Origin of the sequence: Mesorhizobium ciceri WSM4083 (genome assembly GCF_000519305.1) — a bacterium.
Lineage (GTDB): Bacteria > Pseudomonadota > Alphaproteobacteria > Rhizobiales > Rhizobiaceae > Mesorhizobium > Mesorhizobium ciceri_B.
In genome coordinates, this window is sequence record NZ_JAFG01000003.1 from 540,789 (window position 1) to 562,369 (window position 21,581).

Below are 21,581 nucleotides of genomic sequence, written 5' to 3' on the forward strand. Positions count from 1 at the left end.
ACCCCAATATCGAAACGAATGTCAGCTCAGCGTCGAAACCCGCAAGGCGTCGCCGTCGAGAAACGCCTGCACCGGCTTGCCACGCGAAACGCCTTCCATCTCCTCGGCGGTGACGTACCAGCCGTCGACCGCCAGAAGCTCGGCCTCGTTCTTGCGGCAGAAGATGCGCGCGCCCCTGTTGCCCAGCGCACCCGCCGAAGCGCGCCCGCGCAGCGTGCCGTAGACATGGATCGAACCCGCCGCGATGATCTCCGAGCCGGAAGCGACCGAACCGAGCACGATGACATCGCCGTGCGGATGCACGATCGCCTGGCCGGAACGGATCGGCGCCTTGATCATCAGCGTGCCCGAAGCTTCAACCTGCGGCTCGCTATCGCCCGCCTTGCTTGCGTCAGCCTTGCCGACCTTGTCGGGGCCGGCTTCAGGCGCCCTGCCCTCTGCCTTGTCCTCTCCGGAAACATCCTCTCTCGCCTTGCGAGGCAGCAACCCATCCGTCGTCGCCTCCTTGGCGCCGACCAGCACCGGCGGCAGGTTGGGCTCGAGTGCGGTGTGGCCGTCGAGCTCGATGGCGTAGATGCGGATGCCGCGATGGCCAAGCACGCCGACCAGCGATTCGATCGCGGCGACATCGGGCTTCAAGGTGTTGAGATCAAGCACCACCGGCCGCCCGGAAAAATAGCCCGGCGAGTTGCCGATCCAGTGATCCAGCCCCTCGAGCCACACGTCCAAAGGGGCCTCCGGCGTCAGCGTGAAAGCGACGAAAGAGCGGGCGCGGAAGCGGATGGATTTGGCCTCGAGGGGAGCGGCAAAGGTCACGGCTGGCGAATCCTTACTGAGAGGTAAACGCTAGCGAGGGAATGGTTAACGAATGGTTAATGGGAGGGGCGGGAGACTACTTGGCAGCCTGCGCCACGTCGACGTCAACCGCCTGACGCAGGCGCCGGAAAACCTTGAGCTCGGATGAGGCATCCAATGATGCAATAATCTCAGCTGAGCACCTCCTCACAATTTCCACATACGATAGTCGTCGCTAAGCGCATGAAACTTGCACTGCTAAGAAAAGATGGTAGAAAAACTGAGGGGGAGACGCGATTGACTTCTAAAGACAAATTCAATGCATCAGGATCGCTGGCAGGCTACCTGTTTCAATGCCGACTGGCGCTTCTCCTTGGCCTCCAGATGGTCAAGAAAAAGGCCAATGGGCATATCTCGATCGAGAAGTTCGACGATATTGCCTTCGAGACTGAAGACTTTGTAGATTGCCTGATCCAGGCAAAGCATCATATTACCAAGAAAGAGCTGACCGATACCAGTGTGGATGTATGGAAAACTTTTCGCATATGGATCAAGAATTTCAAAGAGAGCCCAAAATCGAACTCAGAAACTAAACGCATAATAATAACAAATTCCATTGCTCCCGACAACTCCGGTCTATCAAAGTTGAGACCATTAACTTCGAAGGACAAAAGGATTGAGGCGCGAGAATCTCTCAAATCGGCAGCAAAAACTTCAAATAACAAAGACTCAAAAATTGGTCGGAGCGAGTTTCTCAGCCTGTCCGACCAAGAAATAGACCTCCTTCTCGGCTCGATCGACTTGCTCGATGACTACCCCAATCTACCAGACGTGATGGATGAGATAGCTGGGGAGCTAGTACTCCTAGCGCCGAGTCACGCTGGAAAAGTGGCTGAATCACTCGAAGGATGGTGGCTCGGAGCGGTTGCAAAGAGGCTCGTTGGCGAGGATGACTCTTCAATCTCACTTCAGGATGTCATCAAAAAAGCGAATGAGATTGGCAAGTGGTTCGGGCCGGATGGACTTCCAGTAAGCGATCCCGAAACGCTCGGTGATAAGCCTTATCATCCTGACGATGAAGACGAGATTTACGTCAGGCAGATGCGTCTTATCAAACTTCCCGAGACCGCTATCCGCCGCGGTGTTCGAGATTATTATCGATCACATGCCCAGCGTTCCAAATGGGCGCGCGAGAGCCTTCTCATCGATGGAGAGGCTTCACGTTACGACGCCAAGCTGATCGATCAATGGGAAAGGCGCTTTGAGGCGGATTGCGCAGGGTGCACCCAAGATGGTGAACTTCGCGCGCAGGCCGGACGAAGCGTATATTTCTGGGCGAACCAGCACCAGATCGGGTTTAGGAATGTCGTTGAGACTTGGATAACTGCCGGGTCATATCACGCTCTCGCAGATCGCCTAGATGTGGGCTGGCATCCGGATTTTCAGCACCATCTCGGGAACGGAGACTCAAATGGCAAGGCTTGAACCTTGGAGCCGGCGCCCCCCTGAGGAAGCCAATCTGTTCAATCCGGCTTTCATGTGCGGGCTCATCCATGAATTCCTCAAGGACTTCACGAAGGGGCATCCCGACGGCGCACCACTCACTACCGTCATTGTGGCTCTGACCACCAGCCTACACCGCGCAAGCCGAGAAACATTGCCGCATTCAACCGTCCGGTCTCTTTACGAATGGCTGCAAGAAAACGAGCGCCTGCTGATTGGTTTTGCCACACGGGCAAAGAACCTTTCTCCTTATATCAAGGAGGCGATACTCTTTGGGATGACCTGCGATGCAATTATTGTCGGAGACGCGCACGCTCTTTTGCCAGGAACAATGAAATCCGGTTTCTCCCAAGGGTTTTTAGATCAAACAACATCAGAGACCAAAGCCATCATTGATAGAACAAAGTTCATGGGACGGTGGCTTACCAAATCGGGCTCGGAAGTTTCAATCGCTGCCGCGTGGGGGATTAAACCGTGAGTTTCTCGATTCTTGCTATAGTCATCTATAGTCACACGGGCGAGCAACGCGTCGTTCCCTTTCGCCGGCACGGTCTCAATATAATCACCGGAAAATCAAAGACAGGTAAATCGGCGATCATCGATATAGTCGATTATTGCCTCGGTCGTGGAAGCTACAATGTTGCGGAAGGTGCGATTCGCAAGAAGGTCGCGTGGTTTGGCCTCCATCTGGGAAAAGGGTCTGACGAAGTTTTCATCGCTAGGGACAATCCTGGGCCTGGTGCCTCGACGGGTTCCAAGGTCTACTTTCAGCGGGGCGATATCGAAAATTACCCCTCATTGGACGTGATAGCGAAGAACACGACCGAGAGCAGTTTGAAGGAATTTATAACTCGTTTCGCAGGTATCTCTGAAAACGAGCATCGCCCGCAAAGCGGTACGAGACCCCCGCTTGAAGCCGACATTGCACACGCATTGTGGCTTTGCTTTCAAAAGCAGAACACCATCGCCAGCCAAGATCAGCTCTTTCATCGGATGAACGAGCAATTCCTCCCGCAGGCATTAAGGGACACTCTGCCCTTTTTCCTCGGCGCGGTGGATGAGAGCCATTTTCTCCTCATGGGAGAATTGGATGAACTTCAGAAGAAGCTACGACTGCTAGAAGCTGCTGACGCGAAGCAAATCCAGGTAATCGAAATCAGCCGAAACCGAGTCACTCGCGTTATTAACGAGGGGAAGAAGGTCGGGCTAATAAGCCAAGACTATCAGGCAGTTGACGACACTGTTTTCGCATTTTTGAGCGTGGTTGCACAAACCTCCGTCGAGGCTCCAGAGCTGGTTTCGGATTTTGGCGAAACTATTGAGCAGTTGCGTGGTGAGCAGATCACTATCCAAGGCCGTTTGATGGAGCTCAATCAGGACATCCGGGCGGCGCGCGCTTTTCTCTCAGACCAAACGGACTATTCCAGAGAGGCTACCGAGCAAAGAGCGAGACTGAAGAGCATAGAAATTTTCAAAGGAGCCCTGACTACGTCTCAATGCCCCTTCTGTGACTCCGTACTGGCGACGCCCTTACCGAAAGTCGAAGAAGTCAGCCAATCCCTGAGAAAGGTCAGCGATCAACTTGAGGGCATTTACCGAGACAGCCCTCATATTCAGCGTCACATCACCGGATTGGAGGGCGAGATCGCCCGTGCAACCGACGCCCTCAAGTTAGTGCAGATCGAGCTTGCTAAGGCGACCATGGAAGATAAGTCGGCGCAGGCACGTCAGGATCAAATGATTGCAAGAGGTCGATTTGCGGGAAGACTTTCGGAGTTCCTTGAATCCATTGCGCCGCAATCCGCCGATGACTCTGGTTCCGTTCAGATCGCAGAGTTGCGGGATCTCATAGCTGGAATTCGGTCCCGATTGAACAATGATGAAACCGAATCTCGGCTAGAGACCATCCTCAGTTTCATAAGCGATAAAATGACCGAGTACTCAAAAATGCTCGACCTTGAGCATAGCGGAAGCTCGCTACGCCTCGACCTTAAGAAGCTTACCGTCGTAGCTAACACGGTGGATGGCCCGATCCCTTTGAATCGAATGGGGAGCGGAGAGAATTGGGTTGGCTACCACGTTCTGAGCCACCTCGCCTTGCATTGGTGGTTACGGAAAAGAGCGCGTCCTGTTCCAGGCTTCCTGATTTTCGATCAGCCGACGCAAGCGTACTACCCTCCTGACAGCACTGAGGGCGGTCTCGACCAAATTGAAAAGGACGACGATCGCACCGCTGTTCAGGCTCTCTTTAAGCTGATGAGTTTCGCTTGCTCAGAGATCACACCTGATTTTCAACTGATCGTTCTTGATCACGCTCACCTGAAGGATGATTGGTTCGAGAGTGCGATTATACAAGAATGGCGCGGTGAGAACGCCTTGGTGCCGTACTCGTGGCCAGACAGATGACATTCAACACTGCCGAGATGCGGTTCGGTCAGTTGCGGTACTGGAGAGCGGATATAGTTGTGGTTCCTTCACGCTCTTAATTCCTAATGCGCTAGACTGTCCCCCTTGCCATTACCGACGCCCCGGAGACTGATTGAAGTGCCACCCACAAAACCGCTGTTCACCGTGGTGCCGCCCAACGCCCGCAATGCCAAGGTTCCCACGCCGTTTGCACTGCATCGCGACCGCTGGGACGATTTCGGATACAAGACGCAGTACCAGCTGATGCATCATGAGGCCGACGAAGAGACCTATATAGGCAACGTGAAGATTCTGCAGAAGGGCCAGCGCGAGACGCGCCAAGGCCTGCTAGAGGATGGCCCGCACACTAAGCTCGACACGGATTTCTGCTCGCTGGGACAGACGCTCGACTATTATGAGCGGGTGGCAGCCCTACCGCTGGCACTGCGGACTCAGTTGATCAAGGCTCTGCGCGACGTAGTTCAGCGGCCGGCGCTGATCCCGAGCTATCGAAAGGAACCCGGTTGGACCACCTCGATCCTGCGCGACATCGACGATCTGAATGAGTTCACCAGCGTCGCGGCAGTGCTGCTAAGCAAGGACTATTCGTCCTTGGTAGACGTATCGCTCGACCTGACGTTCAAGCCGAGCGGATGGAAAAAGGCGCTTGAGCTCAATTTCGATACGCTGGTCACGCAAAGACAGGCACAGCCGAGATACCGCCTGCCAAAAAGGATCGCGGTGCTGGTGGGGCGCAACGGCTCGGGCAAGAGCACGCTGCTTGCGCGATTCGCGCGGGTCGCGCACGCTCCGCGTATGGCTAGACGGCGCGAGCCGATCCGGAGTCTCGGCACGCTCATGCCGCGGGGCGTAGGGTTCACACGAATCATCGCGATCTCGTACAGCGCGTTCGACTCGTTCCAGATTCCCGGCGTGACTGTCGAGGAGCGGCGCCAAATAGCGCGGGATGTCGACGACGGCACTGGGCGGTATATCTTTTGCGGGCTGCGCGACATCGCCGCCGAACTCCACTCGACGGTAAGCGAAGAGTCGGACGAGGACCTCGAAAAGATCGTCGAGGCCGACGACCTAGCGCAGAAGACACTGCTTAAGCCGATCGAGAAGCTGGCCGACGAATTCGTGCGCACGCTGGAGCGGATTCGCCAGGCGGATCGCTGGGATCTCCTCGAGGATGCGGCCGCGCCGCTGCTTAACGATCCATCGTTTGGGGGTGACGACACTGTACCTTTCAACACCATACTCGGCAGCGAGCCACGCGAAACCTTTCTGCGCTGGAGCACTGGCCACAAGATCGTGATACAGATTGTGACCGCGCTCGTCGCCTATACCCAGCCCAAGGCGATCGTGCTGCTCGACGAACCCGAGACTCACCTCCATCCGCCCTTGCTGGCGGCGCTGATGCACGGGGTTCGGTTCGTGCTGGAGAAACTCGATGCTTTCGCGATCGTCGCGACACATTCGCCGGTGGTCGCGCAGGAGAGCCTAGCGCGCCATGTCCATATCCTGCGCCGGTCGAGCGCAAGTGCGACGATCACCGCGCCGCGGATCGAGACATTCGGAGAGAGCATCGGTGAGGTCAGCGATGAGATTTTCGGGCTCAATTCCGACGCGACCGATTTCCACGAGATCCTAAAACGGCTGACAAAGCGGCTGAAGACCTTAGAGGCGGTTGACGCGCAGTTCGATCACGGCCTCAGTATGCAGGCGCGCGCCTATGTCATGAGCCTGATAGCGACGGACGACGACAACTGATGTGGCTGCTAGACAAGCCAAGCGTTCGGTCGGTGCGGAAGCAACTCGATACCGCGTTAACCCTCGTCAATGGCGATGCGGTCTATGCTCTCTCCGCAGCCGAACGCACCGCAATCGCCGCCGCCTATACGCTCTATGATCGCGAGCAGGGACGCGCGCACGCCGACCTACTAACCTGTGGCCTGACCACGCCTTGTCTTACCGCCCTCTACCGAGCTTACAATGAAGTCCAAAAAGGCGGCAGGTTGAAGGGACTGCGGCGCAGCTTGCTTGATAGCGCAGAGACCTGCCCGCTTTGCGGTTTTGCCGAGCCGACCCAGCTCGATCACTTTCTGCCGCGCGATCAGTATCGGGGGCTTTCGATCTATCCTCGCAACCTCGTGCCCGCCTGCGGTTCCTGCAATAATGTCAAACGGACTCATGTCGGCGCGGGCGACGATGAGCTCGTTCACGCCTATTTCGACGAGCTGCCTGACGAGGACTTCCTCGTGGCCGATATCACGATGACCGGGACGGCGCTGGTGGCGACCTTCATCATCAACCCCGTCGGCATCGATCCTGTACTGGCAGCGCGGCTGCAGTTCCAGTTGGAAAGGATGCAGCTCAACCAGCGCTATCCAAAGCAGATCAATATCTTCCTGTTCGGCCAGCGCACGGGCATGCTGCAGGTCTATGCGGCTGGCGGCGGAACGGCCCTTCGCGCCTTCCTCGTCGCTGCGGCAGCCGACCTCGATCGCGATTTTGAGAAGCACGACTGGCGCGCCGCACTGATGCGGGGTCTTGCCGACTGCAATGCTTTCTGCGACGGCGGCATTACCGCCTATTTTGCGCGGCGGCCGCGCCGGCGCCGGGCAGCAGTCTAGAGCACGGACCAAGCAGTTGAACCGAAAGGCAGTCCTTGCAGCGTGAATGGGTGCTGACGTAACCTGGATTCTCTGTAGACCATGTTTGTTCGCCCGTAAGTCCGAACGGGCCTAACACCTGGCGCGTGCTCACTGGCGGTGCCTGTTTTAAGTGGGGGCAAGGCTGGTCCCAGCGTCCGGCTTGCTGCCATTTGTAAATATCGCAAATGCCGGCCTCCAATGAACTTACCGCAGTGTCTCAATTGCAGCCGCTTAATAGGCAAATACCCAGCCCCCTCAATGCCGCTTGAAATACTGCACCTCCCGCTCATGCATCTCCGCCGCCTCGCGGATATCGAACGTCCCCAGATTGCGTCCCTTGCCGGTCTTTTCGCCCTTTTTGCGTGAATACAGCCGGTATTTTCCCCCTTTCAGTTTCCGGATCATCTCGCTCTCCCTGGCCGATCAGGATTTCCGCTTGGCTTTGAGGCTGCGAGGGGCTTGCTCGACCTCCGCGCGGTTATTGCCCAGGCGGTCAATCAACGCCTGCGCCTCGGCGTCTGTGTCTCTGCGCTGGTGACTTAAAAAAGTTGAGATGCGGTGTCGGATCCGCAGGCGGTCAACCGTCTTAAAGCAGGCGCCACTCGCTGCCATCTCGACAACCAAAGGAATGATCGATGACCAAGAAGATTTTCGTGAGCCTGCCGGTGAGCGACGTGAAGGCATCCATGGCGTTCTATGAAGCTCTCGGGTTCAAGAACAATCCCAGCTTCACCAGCGAGGCGGCCGCCGGGATGGTGTGGAGCGACCACATCAATTTCATGCTGCTCAGCCGTGAAAAATGGCAGACCATGACCACGCGCCCCATCCCGCCATCAACGTCCAGCGAGGTCATGCTGGCGCTGTCGCTCGACAGCCGCAAGGCGGTCGATGCGATGGCCACGGCTGCTGCCGCGAACGGTGGCACCGCCGACATCAATCCGATCGAAGATCATGGGTTCATGTATACCCGCGACCTCGCTGATCCCGATGGCCATGCCGTGGGCGCGATGTGGATGGACGTTTCCGCAATGCCTTCTGCCGACAAGGCGGACTGACATCGTTTTCACGATCGGCCGAGCCCAGATTCCTTCTCACCTTTCAAAACGGATGCACGACCCAACGACACAGGTTATGTTGTCCCGTCTGGCCGAGGTCATCGAAGGGGAGGCATGACATGCAGGCAATGCCGATAGCGCATGAAGCCGCGCAACCCGTGGCCGGCCCCTCCCTGGCCGGCTATCCGGCCGCCGTCCTGTGCTGGCTGCTTTCGGCTGGTGTCTACATCGCGGCCAAATGGGTGGCGCCTGAAATGCCGCCCTGGGGCCTCTGCTTCTGGCGGCTGACGCTTGCTTGCGCCATCCTGCTGCCGATCGTGCACCGTCATCACGAGGCGATGATCGGGCTTTTGCGAACCCGCGCCCTGGAGGTCGTCGCCGTGGGGGCGATCGGCCTGACGCTCTGCCAGGGTATGATCTACCACGGCCTCAACCACACCGACGCCACCACGGCCGGCATCATCATGGCGCTGTCGCCTGTCATGACGATGGTGCTTGCCCGTTTCGTACTTGGCGAGCCGCTCGGCCTGTGGAAGTCGCTTGGCGCGCTGGTTGCGCTTGCCGGGATGATTTTCATCGTCGCCCACGGCAACCTGGAGGCGCTGCTGCAACTCAAGGTCAACGCCGGCGAGCTGTGGATCGTCGGCAGCGCGTTCTGCTGGGGCCTCTACACCGTGCTTTTGCGCCGTGCCAAATTCGGCATCGAACTCCTGCCGATGGTCGTGCTGCTGCTCGGCGCCGGTGCGCTGGTCGCCTTGCCTTTCCATCTGTGGGAATTGTTCAACGACGAACGCTCCGCCATGGACGTCGACAGCCTTCTCGCGCTCGCCTATCTGGCAGGCCCCGGCGGCGCCTTGATGTACTATCTCTACAACAAAAGCGTGCAAACGCTGGGCGCGAGCCGGGCAAGCATGCTGCTCTACCTGCAGACGGTGTTCGTGGCCATCCTCGCCTATCTGCTGCTCGGCGAGGGCTTGCACGATTACGATCTGGTCGGTGCGGCCTTCATCGTCGCCGGCATCGTACTCGCCACAATGGTCAAGCCAGCTCAACCACGCGTGGCGTAGAAATCTTGCGGGTGACGCCTTTGCGACGGGTCAACAAAAACCCGCTTGGGCGGCGGGTCACTGGCGCAAATCAGCACCATAGGCAAAAATGTAGCATAGCTGCCCTCACCCGTCAAGGAAAAAATTCCTATCGACGTCAGCTCCAGCTGCCCGCCGGACCCGTGCATTCCCGGCCAAAAGCCACCGGCGCAATTGCGGTGGAGGCCGACATTTCAACGAAAGTAAATTCAGATCCAGCTTGACGGAACATTAGCCATAGCTAATTGTTGATCTGTGCGGCAGGTGGTGCCCTCCATCGCCTGCCGAAGATCGGCCGTCCGATCGGCCCGCGTCCTCCGCCAGAGGCGCGGGCTTTCGGGGCCGCCGCGCAATCCAGCCGGTATTTTCCGTTCTTCAGCTTTCGATCATTTCGCCAGTCCCTCATCGGGGTTTCGCCGCCTTTTGGCCTTGAGGCTGCGGGCGGCCTGCTCGATTGCCGCGCGGTCATTGCCCAGGCGGTCGAGCAGTTCCTGCGCCTCATCGCCCGATATCCCGGTGCGCACCGCCAGCGCCTCGACCTCCAGCACGTCGGAGCTGGCGATCTCACCGGTTTCAGGCAGCGCGTCGTCCGCCGTCAGCGGCAGCGCCGACTCGCGGTCGATCTCGGCCTCGGCCTGGTGCCAGTGCCGTTCGGGGTCGCCGTGCATGCGGCCTTCCCGTTCCCAGATCTGGTAGGCGCGCTCACGAATTCTGTCGTCCCGGTCGTCGCTCATGGTCAGTCCTCCTTGGGTCAGGGTTGAACGCCGCGCCAATGCGGACGCTCCGGAAAATCCGCGCGATCGGATCGCCATGCCGGGCGGCGCGCGGGGCTACTGGCATTGCCGTCTCGGGCCGCCGGAATAAGGCTGGTAGGAGTTGTCTTCCGGGCGGTAGGAGCGGTAGCGGCTGAAGCAGGAATCGACATGGTCGGCCGAAAGGGCTTCGCCGCCACCGTCGGCAACGTAGACGCCCAGGCCGGCGCCGTTTTCGTCGCCATCGCCGGCAACCGGCGGGACAGGCTGGCCGGCGGCTTGGAGATAGGGCGAGATGCAGGGGCGCAGCTGCCCGCTGTAGGAGCGATAGCTGTTGTCGTCCGGATGGTAGGAGCGATAGCGGCTGGCGCACCAGGCGAGATGCGAAGGCGGCAATTCGGTCGCCGTGGGCGCGATGGCGCCGGTGACCGTCGGGTCGGGCGGTGTTTCCTGCGGTTTGGCGGGGATGTCCGTCGGCGCGGACTGTTTGGCCGGCAGGCGTTCGAGCCCCTGCCCGGCTTTGTTCACCGGCCGCGCCTTCCTGGTCCACAGCTCCGCCACGCTGACGGTGGCCGTTGCCTGGCGCGGCGGCTTTGCGGCAAGCAGCCAGGCCGCAAAACCCAGTCCGCTGCCGAAGACCGCAAGGGTCAGCACGAAGCCGCAGACCAGTCCCAAAACCGCTTTCACGACACGCTCCTTAAGTCCCTGCTCATAGAATGCGGGGCCTCAAGGCTGGTTCCAGAAAAAGGCCCAAGCGTACGCGCCGGCGCTTCCGCCGGGCGGGCCCGGCAAGCGCCGCCAAGGGAGGGTCAAAGGAGCGCCCAGACACAGTTCAGAAACAATATTCAACAGTTCGGAAAAACTGCCGAAAAGATCGGATGGCATAAGCATCCCAAAACAACTGGAAAAATGGCCGTGCCGGGCGATGCCCGGCCTGGACGGGAAAGCATGGAAATGGATCACGGTGTCGATATCGCCGAACTGGACGCGGACCGATCGGGGCTGGAGAGCGGCCTGGCAGGTGTCGATGCGCTGGTAAAAACGGCCCCCGCGACAGCCAGGCGCGGGCAAATCCTGACGGGCGCCGACTTTGCCCGGCAAGGCCTGCCCGGCGAGCGGCTCGACACCGTCTTCGAACAGCTTGCCGACATGTTTGCAGCGCTGCCGGCGGTGATCTCCGACGGGCGTGTCTGGACCTATCGGGAACTGGACAGCCGTGCCAACCAGTTCGCCCGCCTGCTGGTCAAGCGCGGCGTGCGGCCGGGCGACCGTGTCGGGCTCATTCTCGACCGCTCGGCGGAGACCTATGTCGCGCTGCTCGCCGTGATGAAGGCGGGCGCTGCCTTCGTGCCGCTGGCCACCGCTTTTCCCGAGGAGCGGATGGCGCTCATCATCGAGGACGCCGGCGTCAGCCTGATCGTCACCATCGCCGCCTATGCGTCGCGCGCCGGTCAGCTGCCGGTCCCGCATCTGCTGATCGACAGCGCGGCTGCCGAAATCTCCAAACAGTCCGACGCGCCGCTGAAGCCGCATGCGAAGGCCGCTTTATCGGACGACACCTGCTACATCCTCTACACCTCGGGCACCACAGGCAAGCCCAAGGGCGTGGTCATCAAGCACCAGAGTTTCGTCAACTTCATCCGCGTTGCCGCCGCCTCCTACGGCTACCGGCCGGGCGACCGCGTCTACCAGGGCATGACCATCGCCTTCGACTTTTCCTCCGAAGAGATCTGGGTGCCGTTCGTCGCCGGCGCGACGGTGGTGCCGGCACCGGGCCAGATGCCGCTGGTGGGCGAGGAACTCGCCGATTTCCTGCGCCTCCACGACATCACCTGCATCGCCTGCAGCCCGACGCTGCTGTCGTCGATGACATCGGATGTGCCCAGCCTGCGCACGCTGCTGGTCGGCGGCGAGGCCTGCCCGCACAATCTGGTGGTGCGCTGGTCGAAGCCGGGGCGGCAGATCCTCAACACCTATGGCCCGACCGAGGCGACCGTCACCGCCACCATGGGCGCGCTGACACCGGACAGTCCCGTCACCATCGGCGCGCCGCTGCCGACCTATTCGATCGTCATTCTCGACGCATCGCTGCCGCAACTCGCCGAGCCCGGCGAACTGGGCGAGATCGGCATTGCCGGCATCGGGCTCGCGGTCGGCTATCTCAACAGGCCCGACCTGACCGAACAGAAATTCATCGCCGATTTCGTCGGCCTGCCGAACAACCCGTCGAAGCGCATCTACCGCACCGGCGACCTTGGCCGCATCAACGACCAAAGCGAGATCGAGTATGCCGGCCGCATCGACACCCAGGTGAAGATCCGCGGCTACCGCATCGAGCTCGGCGAGATCGAGGCGGTGCTGCTCGACCAGCCCGAAATCGCCCAGGCCGCCGTCACCACCTGGGAGATCGAGCCCGGCCGCGTCGAACTCGTCGCCTATTTCGCAGCGAAGGCCGGCCACCCGGCGATCTCGCGCGCGGACCTCGCCAGGACGATGAAGCGGCGGCTGCCGGATTACATGGTGCCCTCCTATCTCGAGGAACTACCTGTTATCCCGATGACGGTTTCCAACAAGGTGGATTTGCGCCAGCTGCCGAAGCCGACAAGCGTGCGGCTTTCGGGCGATCGCGCCATGGTCGCGCCCGGCAATGACGACGAGCGTTTCCTGGCCGACGCGCTGGCCGCCGTATTGAAATTCGAAGAAGTGTCCGTCGAGGACAATTTCTTCGACGATCTCGGCGCCAACTCGCTGCTGATGGCGCATTTCTGCGCGCGCCTGCGCACCAGGAAGGAATGGGCGACGGCGTCGATGCGCGACATCTATCTCCATCCGACCGTGGCGCGGCTCGCGCTGCATCTGGGCGTGGCGGACGAGATGACGACGGCCACCAACGAGCCCGTCCTCACCCGCCGGGCCTCGAACTTCGCCTACTGGACCTGCGGCGCCGCACAGCTGATGTTCTACGCGCTCTACAGCTATGGCGCCCTGTGGGCGGTCAATGACGGCCTCAACTGGATGTATGACGCGCTCGACGATCCGCTGCAGCTTTACATCAGGTGCGTGGCGCTTTCGGCCGCCGTGTTCTTCGGCATGTCGGGCTTTGCGGTCATCGCCAAATGGGTGCTGGTCGGCCGCTGGAAGGCGGAGGCGTTTCCCATCTGGGGCGTGCGTTACTTCCGCTTCTGGGTGGTCAAGACATTGATCCGCACCGCCCCCGTCGTGCTGTTTCGCGGCAGCCCGCTCTACAGCATCTACCTGCAGCTTCTGGGCACCAAGCTCGGCAAGAACGCCGTCATCGAATCCAAATCCGTGCCCGTCTGCACGGATCTCATCTCGATCGGCGCCAACACCATCCTGCGCAAGGAATCGATGATTCTCGGCTTCCGGGCGCAGTCCGGCTATATCCACACCGGGCCGCTGACCATCGGCTGCGATGCCTTTGTCGGCGTCGGCTCGACGCTCGACATCGACACCCGGATCGGCGACGGCGCCCAGCTCGGCCATTCGTCCTCGCTGCATCGCGGCCAAAGCATCCCCGACGGCGAACGCTGGCATGGCTCGCCGGCCGTGCCGACCACGGCCGACTATTGCAAGGTGCGCAACGTCGATCCGTCCAACATCCGGCGCTTCCTGTTCGAAGCGGTTCAGCTGATCGGGCTGTTTGCCATCGTCACCCCCTTGCCGCTGCTATTCCATAGCTATTGGGAAAATGTCGGCGACGACTACCAGGAAACCATCGGCGTCGTCGCGATCGGCACCACGGTCACGCTGTTCGGCTACATGGCCGCATCCTTCCTGGCGGCAACGCTGGTGCCGCGCCTGGTCAGCCTGCTGTTGAAGCCCGGCCGCACCTACACGCTGTACGGCTTCCGCTACTGGCTGCAGACCGTCGCTGAATTCTCCAGCAACTCGCGCGTGCTCGGCCTGCTGGCCGGCGACAGCTCGGCGATCGTGCACTACATGCGAGCGATCGGCTGGAACCTCAACAAGGTGGTACAGACCGGCTCCAATTTCGGCTCCAACCAGCAGCACGAAAACCCGCTTCTGTGCGAGATCGGCACCGAGACCATGGTGTCGGACGGGCTGTTCATGATCAACATGCACAAATCCGCCGCCGCCTTCAGGCTCGAGCCGACAAGGATCGGCGAGCGCAACTATCTCGGCAACAATATCTACTATCCGCCGGACGGGCGCACCGGCGACAACGTCCTGCTCGGCACCAAGGTGATGATCCCCATCGACGGGCCGCTGCGCGAGAATGTCGGGCTTCTGGGTTCGCCTGCCTTTGAAATCCCGCGCATGGTGAACCGCGACAAGGAGCTCATCGCCGGCATCGACGAGGACGACCGGCGCCGGCGCATCCCGTTGAAGAACCGCCACAATCTGGTGACGATCCTGCTGTTCGTGGCAACGCAATGGGTCATGCTGTTCGCCACGCTGGCGATCTGGGATCGGGCGCTGAACTACTACACCGAATGGGCTGAAGTCGCGCTTTTCGTCGCCGTGCTCCTGACCTCGGCGATCACCATTCCGTTCTACATCTTCGTGGAACGGGCAAGTCTTGGTTTCGGCAGGCTGAAGCCGCAGATGACGACGATCTACGATGTGGCGTTCTGGCGCCATGAACGCCACTGGAAGCTGGCGGATTCGCCGATCGTGCGGCTGTTCGCCGGCACGCCGTTCCGGCCGATGATCCTGCGCATGCTGGGCGTCAAGATCGGCAGCCGTGTCTATGACGGCGGCAGCAACCTCACCGAACGCTCGCTGGTGGAGATCGGCGACGACGCCACCCTCAACGAGGGCTGCGTCATCCAGGCCCATTCGCTGGAGGAAGGCGCCTTCAAGTCCGACTTCATCCGCATCGGCAAGGGCTGCACGCTCGGCCCCTCCGCCTTTGTCCATTACGGCGTCGTGATGGGCGAAGGCTCGGTGGTCGATGTCGACTCCTTCGTCATGAAGGGCGAAGAGCTGGAGCCCAACTCCATATGGCGGGGCAATCCGGCCAAGCTGCATCGCTTCGTCGAGCCGATCACCGACAATGGCTCCAAGGCATCGGCCACGGCATCGGCTTGAAGAAGGGCATCGGCTTGAACTCCGGAGACATCCGTCTCGTTGCCGTGACCAGGGCCAACCGCGCCTTGGTCGCGGCCCTGGAATTGGCTCCCGAGCAGATGGATTTCGTCGCCAGCAATGCGGAGTCGCTGGAAGAAGCCGAAACCGACGAAGACGCGCGGCCGCGCGTCGTCATGGCCGGGACCCGTGTCGTCGGTTTCCTCATGTACGAGGCGCCCGAGGATGATGACGAGGCGCGCATCTACCGCTTCATGATCGACCGCGCCTCTCAAGGCAAAGGTTACGGCAAGGCCGCGCTGCGTGAGGTGCTGGGCGAAATCCGGGGGCTCGGCCACATCAGCCACGTCTCGATCTGCTACGAACCGGAGAACGATGCGGCGCGCAACCTCTATCGCAGCGCCGGTTTCGTCGAAGAAGGGCTCGACGAGGACGGAGAAATGATCGCCGATCTCGCTTTGCCGGCACGGACGCACGAGCCGTGACGCGGCTGCCCGAGGAAATCGCCTTGGCTGAAGCGATGGCCGCCATCGCACCCAAGTGTGTCCGGGTCGGATGCCGGCTTATACGCGATGGCGACGACGCCCATCTGCTGCCCGGGGAAGCGAACTCCATCGCCGCGCGTCAACCGGCCATGCGGCGCGCCAGCGGCGCGGCCCGGTGGATCGCGCACGGACTGCTGGCGGATATCGGCGTCAACGATTTCGCCATCCTGCGCACGCCAACGGGCGCGCCGGTCTGGCCCGACGGGATAACCGGTTCGCTCGCCCACGACGACGACATGGCCGTGGCGGCGGTTGCCCCGATTGGCGATATCGCCTCGCTCGGCATCGACGTCGAGCCCGCGCAGCCTCTCCCGGATGACATTTTGGCGCTCGTGACAACATTTGCGGACCGCACGGACGCAGCCGACCGGCATCTTGCCGGCCGCATCCTCTTTGCCGCCAAGGAAGCCGTCTACAAGGCCGTGTATCCGCTCGATCGCGAGGTGCTGGGCTATGAGGACATCACCGTCGACCTGAACACAGGCCGCGCGACGACGAAGACAGGCCGCAAGCTCAGCCTCGCCTACTGCCTTGCCCCGCGCGTGGTGGTGCTGGCGTTTGTCGATGGAGATGCGGGTTAGCGCGCAGCCCTATTCGCCAACGATCTCCGTATACGCCCTCACCTCGCCATCCAGCCCGCGCAGCCGCCAGTTCTCGCCGTCCCGTTCCTCGACATGGCAAGGCCCGATCGGCACCTTGCCGCCGCCTTCCGGCAGGTCGAGCACATAGACGGGGTTGCAGATGCCCGACAGCCGCGCCCGCAGCGCTTCAGTCAGCGCCTGTCCCTGCGCAATCGTCGTGCGCCGGTGCGCCATGCCGCGCGCGAGGTCGCCATGGTGCAGGTAGTAGGGTTTGACGCCGAGGCGGTACATCAGCTCGCGGCAGAGTTCTTCCAGCACCTCGATGCTGTCGTTGACGCCTTTGAGCAGAACGCTCTGGTTGAGCAGCACGAACCCGGCCTGCCGAAGCGTGCGACAGGCCGCTTCCGTGGCCTGAGTGATTTCCCGCGGGTGATTGAAATGGGTGACGACAGTAACCATCAGCCGGCCCTGCAGCGCCGCGACGAGCCCTGATGTAATGCGCGACGGCAGCACCACCGGCACGCGCGTATGGATGCGCAGCAGCCGTACATGGGAGATCGCTTCGATGCGCGCGAAGATTTCGGCCAGTGCCTTGTCGGGCAGCGAGAGCGGATCGCCGCCGGTCAGGATCACCTCGCGGATCTCGGGATGATCGGCGATATAGGCGAGCGCCGGCTCCAGCGCCTCGCCCGTATAACCACGGCCGATCGACGTCAGCGATTCCTTGCGGAAGCAGAACCGGCAATAGACCGCGCATTGATAGGTCGGGAACAACAGCACACGGTCGGCATGGCGATGCGTCAATCGCGGCACCGGGCTGAAGTCATGGTCGGCGATCGGATCGTCGAGTTCGCCTTCCACCTCCTCCAGTTCTTGCGGAGAGGGGATGACCTGCGCCCGGATCGGATCGGCCGGGTCGTTCCAGTCGATCAGGTCGAGATAGGCTTTGGGCGCGCGCACCTTGTGGTTCGCCGCCGCGCTTTTAGCCGCCGCGCGCTCGGCTGGCGACAGTGGGAGGCGGTCGAGGTCGCGCACGTGGCGCACACCGGCGCGGACGTCCGCCTGCCAGGCGGTGTCGGGATCGGCGGCGCGTGCATTGTGGAGGTTGGTGTCTGAAGTCATCAGGGTTCTCGGGGGGCAGTTTCTGGCGGAGCTATCGGCCGGATGGCCAGGCGGGTCAACCTTCCGGGGTGGTCGCCGCCATCAAATCCACCGCCTGCAAATCCGTAGGTATTTAGCCAAAATGGCACTATTCTGCGCAGTCTGGGCTTCAGGGAAAACGAATGGATTTCAGCACAGGCCATGGTTACCTGCTCATCGGCGGCCTCATTCTCGTCGGTACTGGGCTGCTCATCCTGTCGCTGATTGTCAATCTGCGCGTCGCCCACAGTGTGCGCGACGACGTGCGCCATCGCGAAAAGCTGCTGGAATACTACCGCAACATCTTCTCGCAGCTGGGCGTGATCCTGATCGGCATCGGCGTCTCGCTGTTCATCTTCTTTTTCCAGCAGAATTACCAAGACCAGCGCAGACGCGAAACGGATCTCCAGCAGGTTCTGGCCAAGCTGGCGGCGCGCATCGCTCGCGGCGCTCCCCTCGTCGAGTCACTTGGCGAATTTGATGCGCTGCTGGATGACGGCGGGGCCTATATTAGTCCCGAACTTGGTGGAACCAACGCCGCCATCGGTGCCCAGGGAGCGGAGCTTGGCAAGCAGATCAGCGAGATCCTGCTGGTTGAGCGCGACGTCGACATCCGGGACTTCGACATCCTCAACCTGTCGCGCGATTTCGAGTCGTCGTTCGTCGTCAATGAGCTCGATCCGACGCTATGGTTCGACATCGTGCGCGACGAGAGCGAGATCAAATATGCCGTCACCCAACTCACCCTCGACTACAAGGACCTGCAGGATGCGATCGGCGGCGAGCCAATCGAGGTTGCGATCGCCAATCCTGAAACCGAGCGCAAGATCAAGCACGAAGTGCTCGACATCTTCTACGATGCCGACCTCTTGCGCCAGCGCAGCAGGCGATTTCTCGGCCGTGCGTGCTGGCTCCTCAGCCACGGACGCAGCTTCGTCAGTCTTGCACCGGTCGAGGCGATCGAAGCCGATGCGAGATCACATCAGGAATGGATCGACAGGTCGAAGCCCTTGCTGGCGCAGACGAAATCGGGCAACGGCGATTGCTTCAAACTGCTCCGGTACGGCCCGGCATCCTGACTCCCGGCGGCACCGTTCGATTTGGAAGTCAGTCCCCCACACGTTGCAGCGTGCCGAGATGATTGTCGTCGAGAAAACCTACGGTCATGGCCGACGCCTTGCCGTCAGCGCCGACCACAAAACTTACACCCGAGGGGCTATCCGGCGTCTCCGCGTCGGGGAAGGTCAGGAAAAGGTCACCGTCGAAATGCCTCAATGAGTAGGACCGGCCGGCGGCCGGGCCTACCCTGAGCACAAGGTGGTCTCCCGCTTCCGACACAATCGCGTCGCCGATGAAGTCGTTGGCGTACCGGCCGGCATAGACACTGCCCGGCGCGGCTGGCCGTGGCGGAGACGGCGGCGCGGCATAGGCGGCCTTGGCCGCCGCGACCGCCGGACCGAACAGGCCCGCATAGATATCATCCCACGCCTTGACCCAGTCCTTCTCGACCTTACCGTCGAAGATGAGATCGGCAAAGCTGTCGGACAATCCCTCCGGCAGGCCAGTCGGAAAGGCGTTGGCGACGATGACGATGCCCAGCTTCTCCTTTGGGAAGACCGTCACCAGCGTACGCGCGCCGACGCTGAAGGCGCCGGCGTGGCCCCAGCTCAGGCCGTGTCGGCCGAATTCGACGTTCCAGCCGAGGCCATAGAACGATGCGCCGCCGGAGACGGGGTTGTTGCCGCGCGCTATCAGCGGAACATGCGTCTGGCTTAGCGCATCGGCGGCAATCAGTGTCTTGCCGGCATAAACACCGTTGCCGAGGATGAGGCGCAGCCATTGCGAGAGGTCACGTGCCGTGGAGCTGACGCCGCCGGCGGGCGCCTGCGCATCCGGATCGCGCTCTATCTTCGCGGCCCAGGCGCCATCGACCTTGACGTGAAGCGCGGCGCGGTTGCTTTGCTTGACGAAGTCCGAATGACGGGAACTGGTCGAGGCCATGCCAAGCGGACGGTAGAGCTTCTCCTCGGCGACCTCCTCCCAGGGCTTTCCTGTCGGCCTCGCGGCTGCCACGGCACCCTCTGTCAATCCGAAATTGCTGTAGGAATACCCGGCGCGAAAGCTCGACGATGGTGGCACGAACCGCAGGCGATGCAGTATCTCGACGCGGTCGTAGCCAATACCTTCGAGGTCGTCTCCGGCGGTGCCCGGAAGCCCGCTGCGATGCGAAAACAGGTCACGAACGGTAAGTTGGCTCGCCGGATAAGGATCGGCCAACCGGAAGGCCGGATCGAGATCGGCGATCTTCGAATCCCAGGACACGATCCTGTCGCTAACCAACGCCGCTACGACGGTGGCGGAAACCGGCTTGGAAAGGGAGGCGATCTGGAACACCGTGTCGGCGTCGACGGTCTCAGGCTTGCCGGCCTCGCGATGCCCAAAACCCTTGAGGAAGATCACCTCGTCATCGCGCACGACGCCGATGGCGAGACCGGGTACGGCACCGTCCGCTACGGCGGCTTCGGCAAGCGTTTCGAGCTTCGACAGGGCAGCAGTGATGCGCTCGGGCGTGAGGGTATCGGCCGGCGTCGCGTGCGGCCAAAGCACCATTGCGGCGATGAAGATCCAAACCCTGCAATGACAGAGATTCCGGTTCAGCCGCATGCACAAGCCTCCTTCCAGGAATTCACATGACCATGATACAGGCCCGCACCGGTGAGGCCAGCCCTTCTCGGGCCACTCGCGCCGCGGGCCGGACTGTTCGGTCTCCTTCTCGGCCGCGCCGGCGACGTCAGCTTCAGCGCCGCGTTTCTGCTCCTAACGCCCAGCGGCGCCCGCCATCGCCAAAAAGGCGCTCTCGATGGTCTCGAACGTCAGCTCCGGATAGAGCGCGCCGGCTTCCGGCGTGGCCGTCTCGAGCGCCGTCTCGCCGCGTATCCAGAACGCCCGCAGCAGTCCGAGCCAGGGTGCTGACGCGATCATCGCCTCAAGCTCCGCCGCACTCTGGGGCACGATATGCGGCGAGCGGCCGCTCACCCGGCGCCACAGAGCGATCATTTCGTTCTGGGTGATCTTGTTTCGGGCGATGCGGATCTCGCTGCGGACGGCACTAGGGTCGTTCAACGCGCGCAAGGTGACGGCGGCGATGTCCTTCTCGCTGACGAACGTCGCCGGCACATCGCCACCGCCATAAAGCGTCACCTCATCGGGCGGCAAGGGCGACGAGCCAAAGCGCATCAGATCGCCCAGCGTCGCCACCCAGGTCGAGAAGAAGCCGTTGGTGTAGATCACCGTATAGGGCAGATCGGCTTGCCTGATCGCGTCGAACACGGCTCGCTTGAGGTCGAGCGGCGGGATCGAGCCCGGGGCGGCGGCGGCGAAGTCGAGGCCGAAGCCGGCGGAAGGCACATAGCGGGAAACGCCGGCATCGCTCAGCGCCCGCACCAGCGTCATCTCGCTGGCTGAATCCACATGCACCGAACTGATGACGCGGTCCACTGCACCGGCGGCGCGGACAAGGCTGTCATAGTCGTCAAGATCGCCGACATGGATTTTGGCGCCGAGCTCCTTCAGCGAACGCAGCCGTTCTTCATTGCCGGCTGTTGCCGGACGAACCAGAACGTGCAGGCGATCGCCATTGCGGACGCTGGCCTTCGCCATCTCGCTGCCGATCAGCCCCGTCGCCCCGATGATCAGGGTGCTGGTCATATCGCCCTCCCATTGCGCCGGATGGAACCGTCCCAATCGCGCTCGAACCCGATGTCGTGCAAACGATGGTTAGTGAAGCGCGCAACCCGGCGCAACGCACGCCGGCGCCCGACGGCTTCCGAGGTTATCATTGCAAGACCGCTCATCACAGCGGTGATGGATTGGAAGGTCGGGTTCATAGTCCGTCTCCTGTGTTGCTGGGCTCAAGCGTGTCGGCGCCGTCCGCTGGGGACAAGCATGACGATCGCTCACACTATTGCTGGTCGTTCAGCGCCGTGGTGATG

General features: G+C 61.4%; 19 protein-coding genes. 11 read left to right on the forward strand and 8 right to left on the reverse strand.

The annotated features are described in order from the left end of the window. Positions 1-21 precede the first annotated feature (21 nt). Positions 22-816 carry a septum site-determining protein MinC gene (gene minC / locus MESCI2_RS0102660; protein WP_027035196.1) on the reverse strand — a complete coding sequence of 265 codons (795 nt, stop codon included), beginning with the start codon at positions 814-816 and terminating at the stop codon, positions 22-24. Positions 817-1,038: 222 nt separating this feature from the next. Here minC and MESCI2_RS0102670 point away from each other — a divergent pair, with 222 nt between their 5' ends. The 5 genes from MESCI2_RS0102670 (at position 1,039) to MESCI2_RS0102690 (ending at position 7,340) form a co-directional block, all read left to right on the forward strand. Beyond that, complete coding sequence (locus tag MESCI2_RS0102670) at positions 1,039-2,280, forward strand: ABC-three component system protein (RefSeq protein ID WP_027035197.1); 1,242 nt, start codon at positions 1,039-1,041, stop codon at positions 2,278-2,280. After that, positions 2,267-2,776 carry a three component ABC system middle component gene (locus MESCI2_RS1000000136075; RefSeq protein ID WP_027035198.1) on the forward strand — a complete coding sequence of 170 codons (510 nt, stop codon included), beginning with the start codon at positions 2,267-2,269 and terminating at the stop codon, positions 2,774-2,776. Before MESCI2_RS0102670 ends, MESCI2_RS1000000136075 begins: the two co-directional genes overlap by 14 nt. After that, positions 2,773-4,704, forward strand: a complete 1,932-nt coding sequence (locus tag MESCI2_RS0102680; RefSeq protein WP_027035199.1) for a DUF3732 domain-containing protein — start codon at positions 2,773-2,775, stop codon at positions 4,702-4,704. Before MESCI2_RS1000000136075 ends, MESCI2_RS0102680 begins: the two co-directional genes overlap by 4 nt. 138 nt (positions 4,705-4,842) lie before the next feature. Further along, positions 4,843-6,477 carry an ATP-binding protein gene (locus MESCI2_RS1000000136080; protein ID WP_050596438.1) on the forward strand — a complete coding sequence of 545 codons (1,635 nt, stop codon included), beginning with the start codon at positions 4,843-4,845 and terminating at the stop codon, positions 6,475-6,477. Further along, positions 6,477-7,340 (forward strand): HNH endonuclease, encoded by an 864-nt coding sequence (locus MESCI2_RS0102690; protein ID WP_027035201.1) that lies wholly within the window; start codon positions 6,477-6,479, stop codon positions 7,338-7,340. Before MESCI2_RS1000000136080 ends, MESCI2_RS0102690 begins: the two co-directional genes overlap by 1 nt. A 276-nt stretch (positions 7,341-7,616) precedes the next feature. On the opposite strand, the gene MESCI2_RS1000000137795 is transcribed toward MESCI2_RS0102690, so the two are convergent. After that, positions 7,617-7,766, reverse strand: a complete 150-nt coding sequence (locus MESCI2_RS1000000137795) for a hypothetical protein (RefSeq protein ID WP_155936562.1) — start codon at positions 7,764-7,766, stop codon at positions 7,617-7,619. 230 nt (positions 7,767-7,996) lie between these two features. Between MESCI2_RS1000000137795 and MESCI2_RS0102705 the strand changes: the two genes are divergently transcribed. Beyond that, positions 7,997-8,416: a VOC family protein gene (locus MESCI2_RS0102705; RefSeq protein WP_027035203.1), complete on the forward strand. Its 420-nt coding sequence runs from the start codon at positions 7,997-7,999 to the stop codon at positions 8,414-8,416. 119 nt (positions 8,417-8,535) lie between these two features. Continuing rightward, the gene (locus MESCI2_RS0102710) at positions 8,536-9,483 is read left to right on the forward strand and encodes a DMT family transporter (RefSeq protein ID WP_032900295.1); all 948 of its coding nucleotides are present in this window, start codon (positions 8,536-8,538) and stop codon (positions 9,481-9,483) included. Between the two features lie 404 nt (positions 9,484-9,887). On the opposite strand, the gene MESCI2_RS0102715 is transcribed toward MESCI2_RS0102710, so the two are convergent. Further along, positions 9,888-10,235 carry a DUF2934 domain-containing protein gene (locus MESCI2_RS0102715; RefSeq protein ID WP_027035205.1) on the reverse strand — a complete coding sequence of 116 codons (348 nt, stop codon included), beginning with the start codon at positions 10,233-10,235 and terminating at the stop codon, positions 9,888-9,890. A 96-nt stretch (positions 10,236-10,331) separates the two neighbouring features. Next, entirely contained in the window at positions 10,332-10,940 is a 609-nt protein-coding gene (locus MESCI2_RS0102720) for a BA14K family protein (protein WP_027035206.1), read from the reverse strand. Between the two features lie 261 nt (positions 10,941-11,201). Here MESCI2_RS0102720 and MESCI2_RS0102725 point away from each other — a divergent pair, with 261 nt between their 5' ends. The 3 genes from MESCI2_RS0102725 to MESCI2_RS0102735 are packed head-to-tail and all read left to right on the forward strand — an operon-like array spanning position 11,202 to position 16,449. Further along, the gene (locus MESCI2_RS0102725; protein ID WP_027035207.1) at positions 11,202-15,326 is read left to right on the forward strand and encodes a Pls/PosA family non-ribosomal peptide synthetase; all 4,125 of its coding nucleotides are present in this window, start codon (positions 11,202-11,204) and stop codon (positions 15,324-15,326) included. 14 nt (positions 15,327-15,340) lie between these two features. Continuing rightward, complete coding sequence (locus tag MESCI2_RS0102730) at positions 15,341-15,808, forward strand: GNAT family N-acetyltransferase (RefSeq protein ID WP_430981650.1); 468 nt, start codon at positions 15,341-15,343, stop codon at positions 15,806-15,808. Beyond that, on the forward strand, positions 15,805-16,449 hold the full coding sequence (locus tag MESCI2_RS0102735; protein ID WP_027035209.1) for a 4'-phosphopantetheinyl transferase family protein: 645 nt from the start codon (positions 15,805-15,807) through the stop codon (positions 16,447-16,449). Before MESCI2_RS0102730 ends, MESCI2_RS0102735 begins: the two co-directional genes overlap by 4 nt. 9 nt (positions 16,450-16,458) lie before the next feature. Here the strand turns inward: MESCI2_RS0102735 and MESCI2_RS0102740 are convergent, their stop codons facing one another. Continuing rightward, the gene (locus MESCI2_RS0102740) at positions 16,459-17,571 is read right to left on the reverse strand and encodes a KamA family radical SAM protein (RefSeq protein ID WP_027035210.1); all 1,113 of its coding nucleotides are present in this window, start codon (positions 17,569-17,571) and stop codon (positions 16,459-16,461) included. A gap of 161 nt (positions 17,572-17,732) precedes the next feature. Between MESCI2_RS0102740 and MESCI2_RS0102745 the strand changes: the two genes are divergently transcribed. Then, positions 17,733-18,668 (forward strand): hypothetical protein, encoded by a 936-nt coding sequence (locus MESCI2_RS0102745; RefSeq protein ID WP_027035211.1) that lies wholly within the window; start codon positions 17,733-17,735, stop codon positions 18,666-18,668. A 28-nt stretch (positions 18,669-18,696) separates the two neighbouring features. On the opposite strand, the gene MESCI2_RS0102750 is transcribed toward MESCI2_RS0102745, so the two are convergent. The 3 genes from MESCI2_RS0102750 to MESCI2_RS0102760 all read right to left on the reverse strand — a co-directional run bounded on the left by MESCI2_RS0102750 (position 18,697) and on the right by MESCI2_RS0102760 (position 21,476). After that, the gene (locus MESCI2_RS0102750) at positions 18,697-20,253 is read right to left on the reverse strand and encodes a serine hydrolase (protein WP_027035212.1); all 1,557 of its coding nucleotides are present in this window, start codon (positions 20,251-20,253) and stop codon (positions 18,697-18,699) included. Positions 20,254-20,406: 153 nt separating this feature from the next. After that, on the reverse strand, positions 20,407-21,297 hold the full coding sequence (locus MESCI2_RS0102755; protein ID WP_027035213.1) for an NmrA family NAD(P)-binding protein: 891 nt from the start codon (positions 21,295-21,297) through the stop codon (positions 20,407-20,409). Next, positions 21,294-21,476 carry a hypothetical protein gene (locus MESCI2_RS0102760; protein ID WP_027035214.1) on the reverse strand — a complete coding sequence of 61 codons (183 nt, stop codon included), beginning with the start codon at positions 21,474-21,476 and terminating at the stop codon, positions 21,294-21,296. The genes MESCI2_RS0102755 and MESCI2_RS0102760 overlap by 4 nt, the downstream gene beginning before the upstream one ends. Positions 21,477-21,581: the final 105 nt, after the last annotated feature.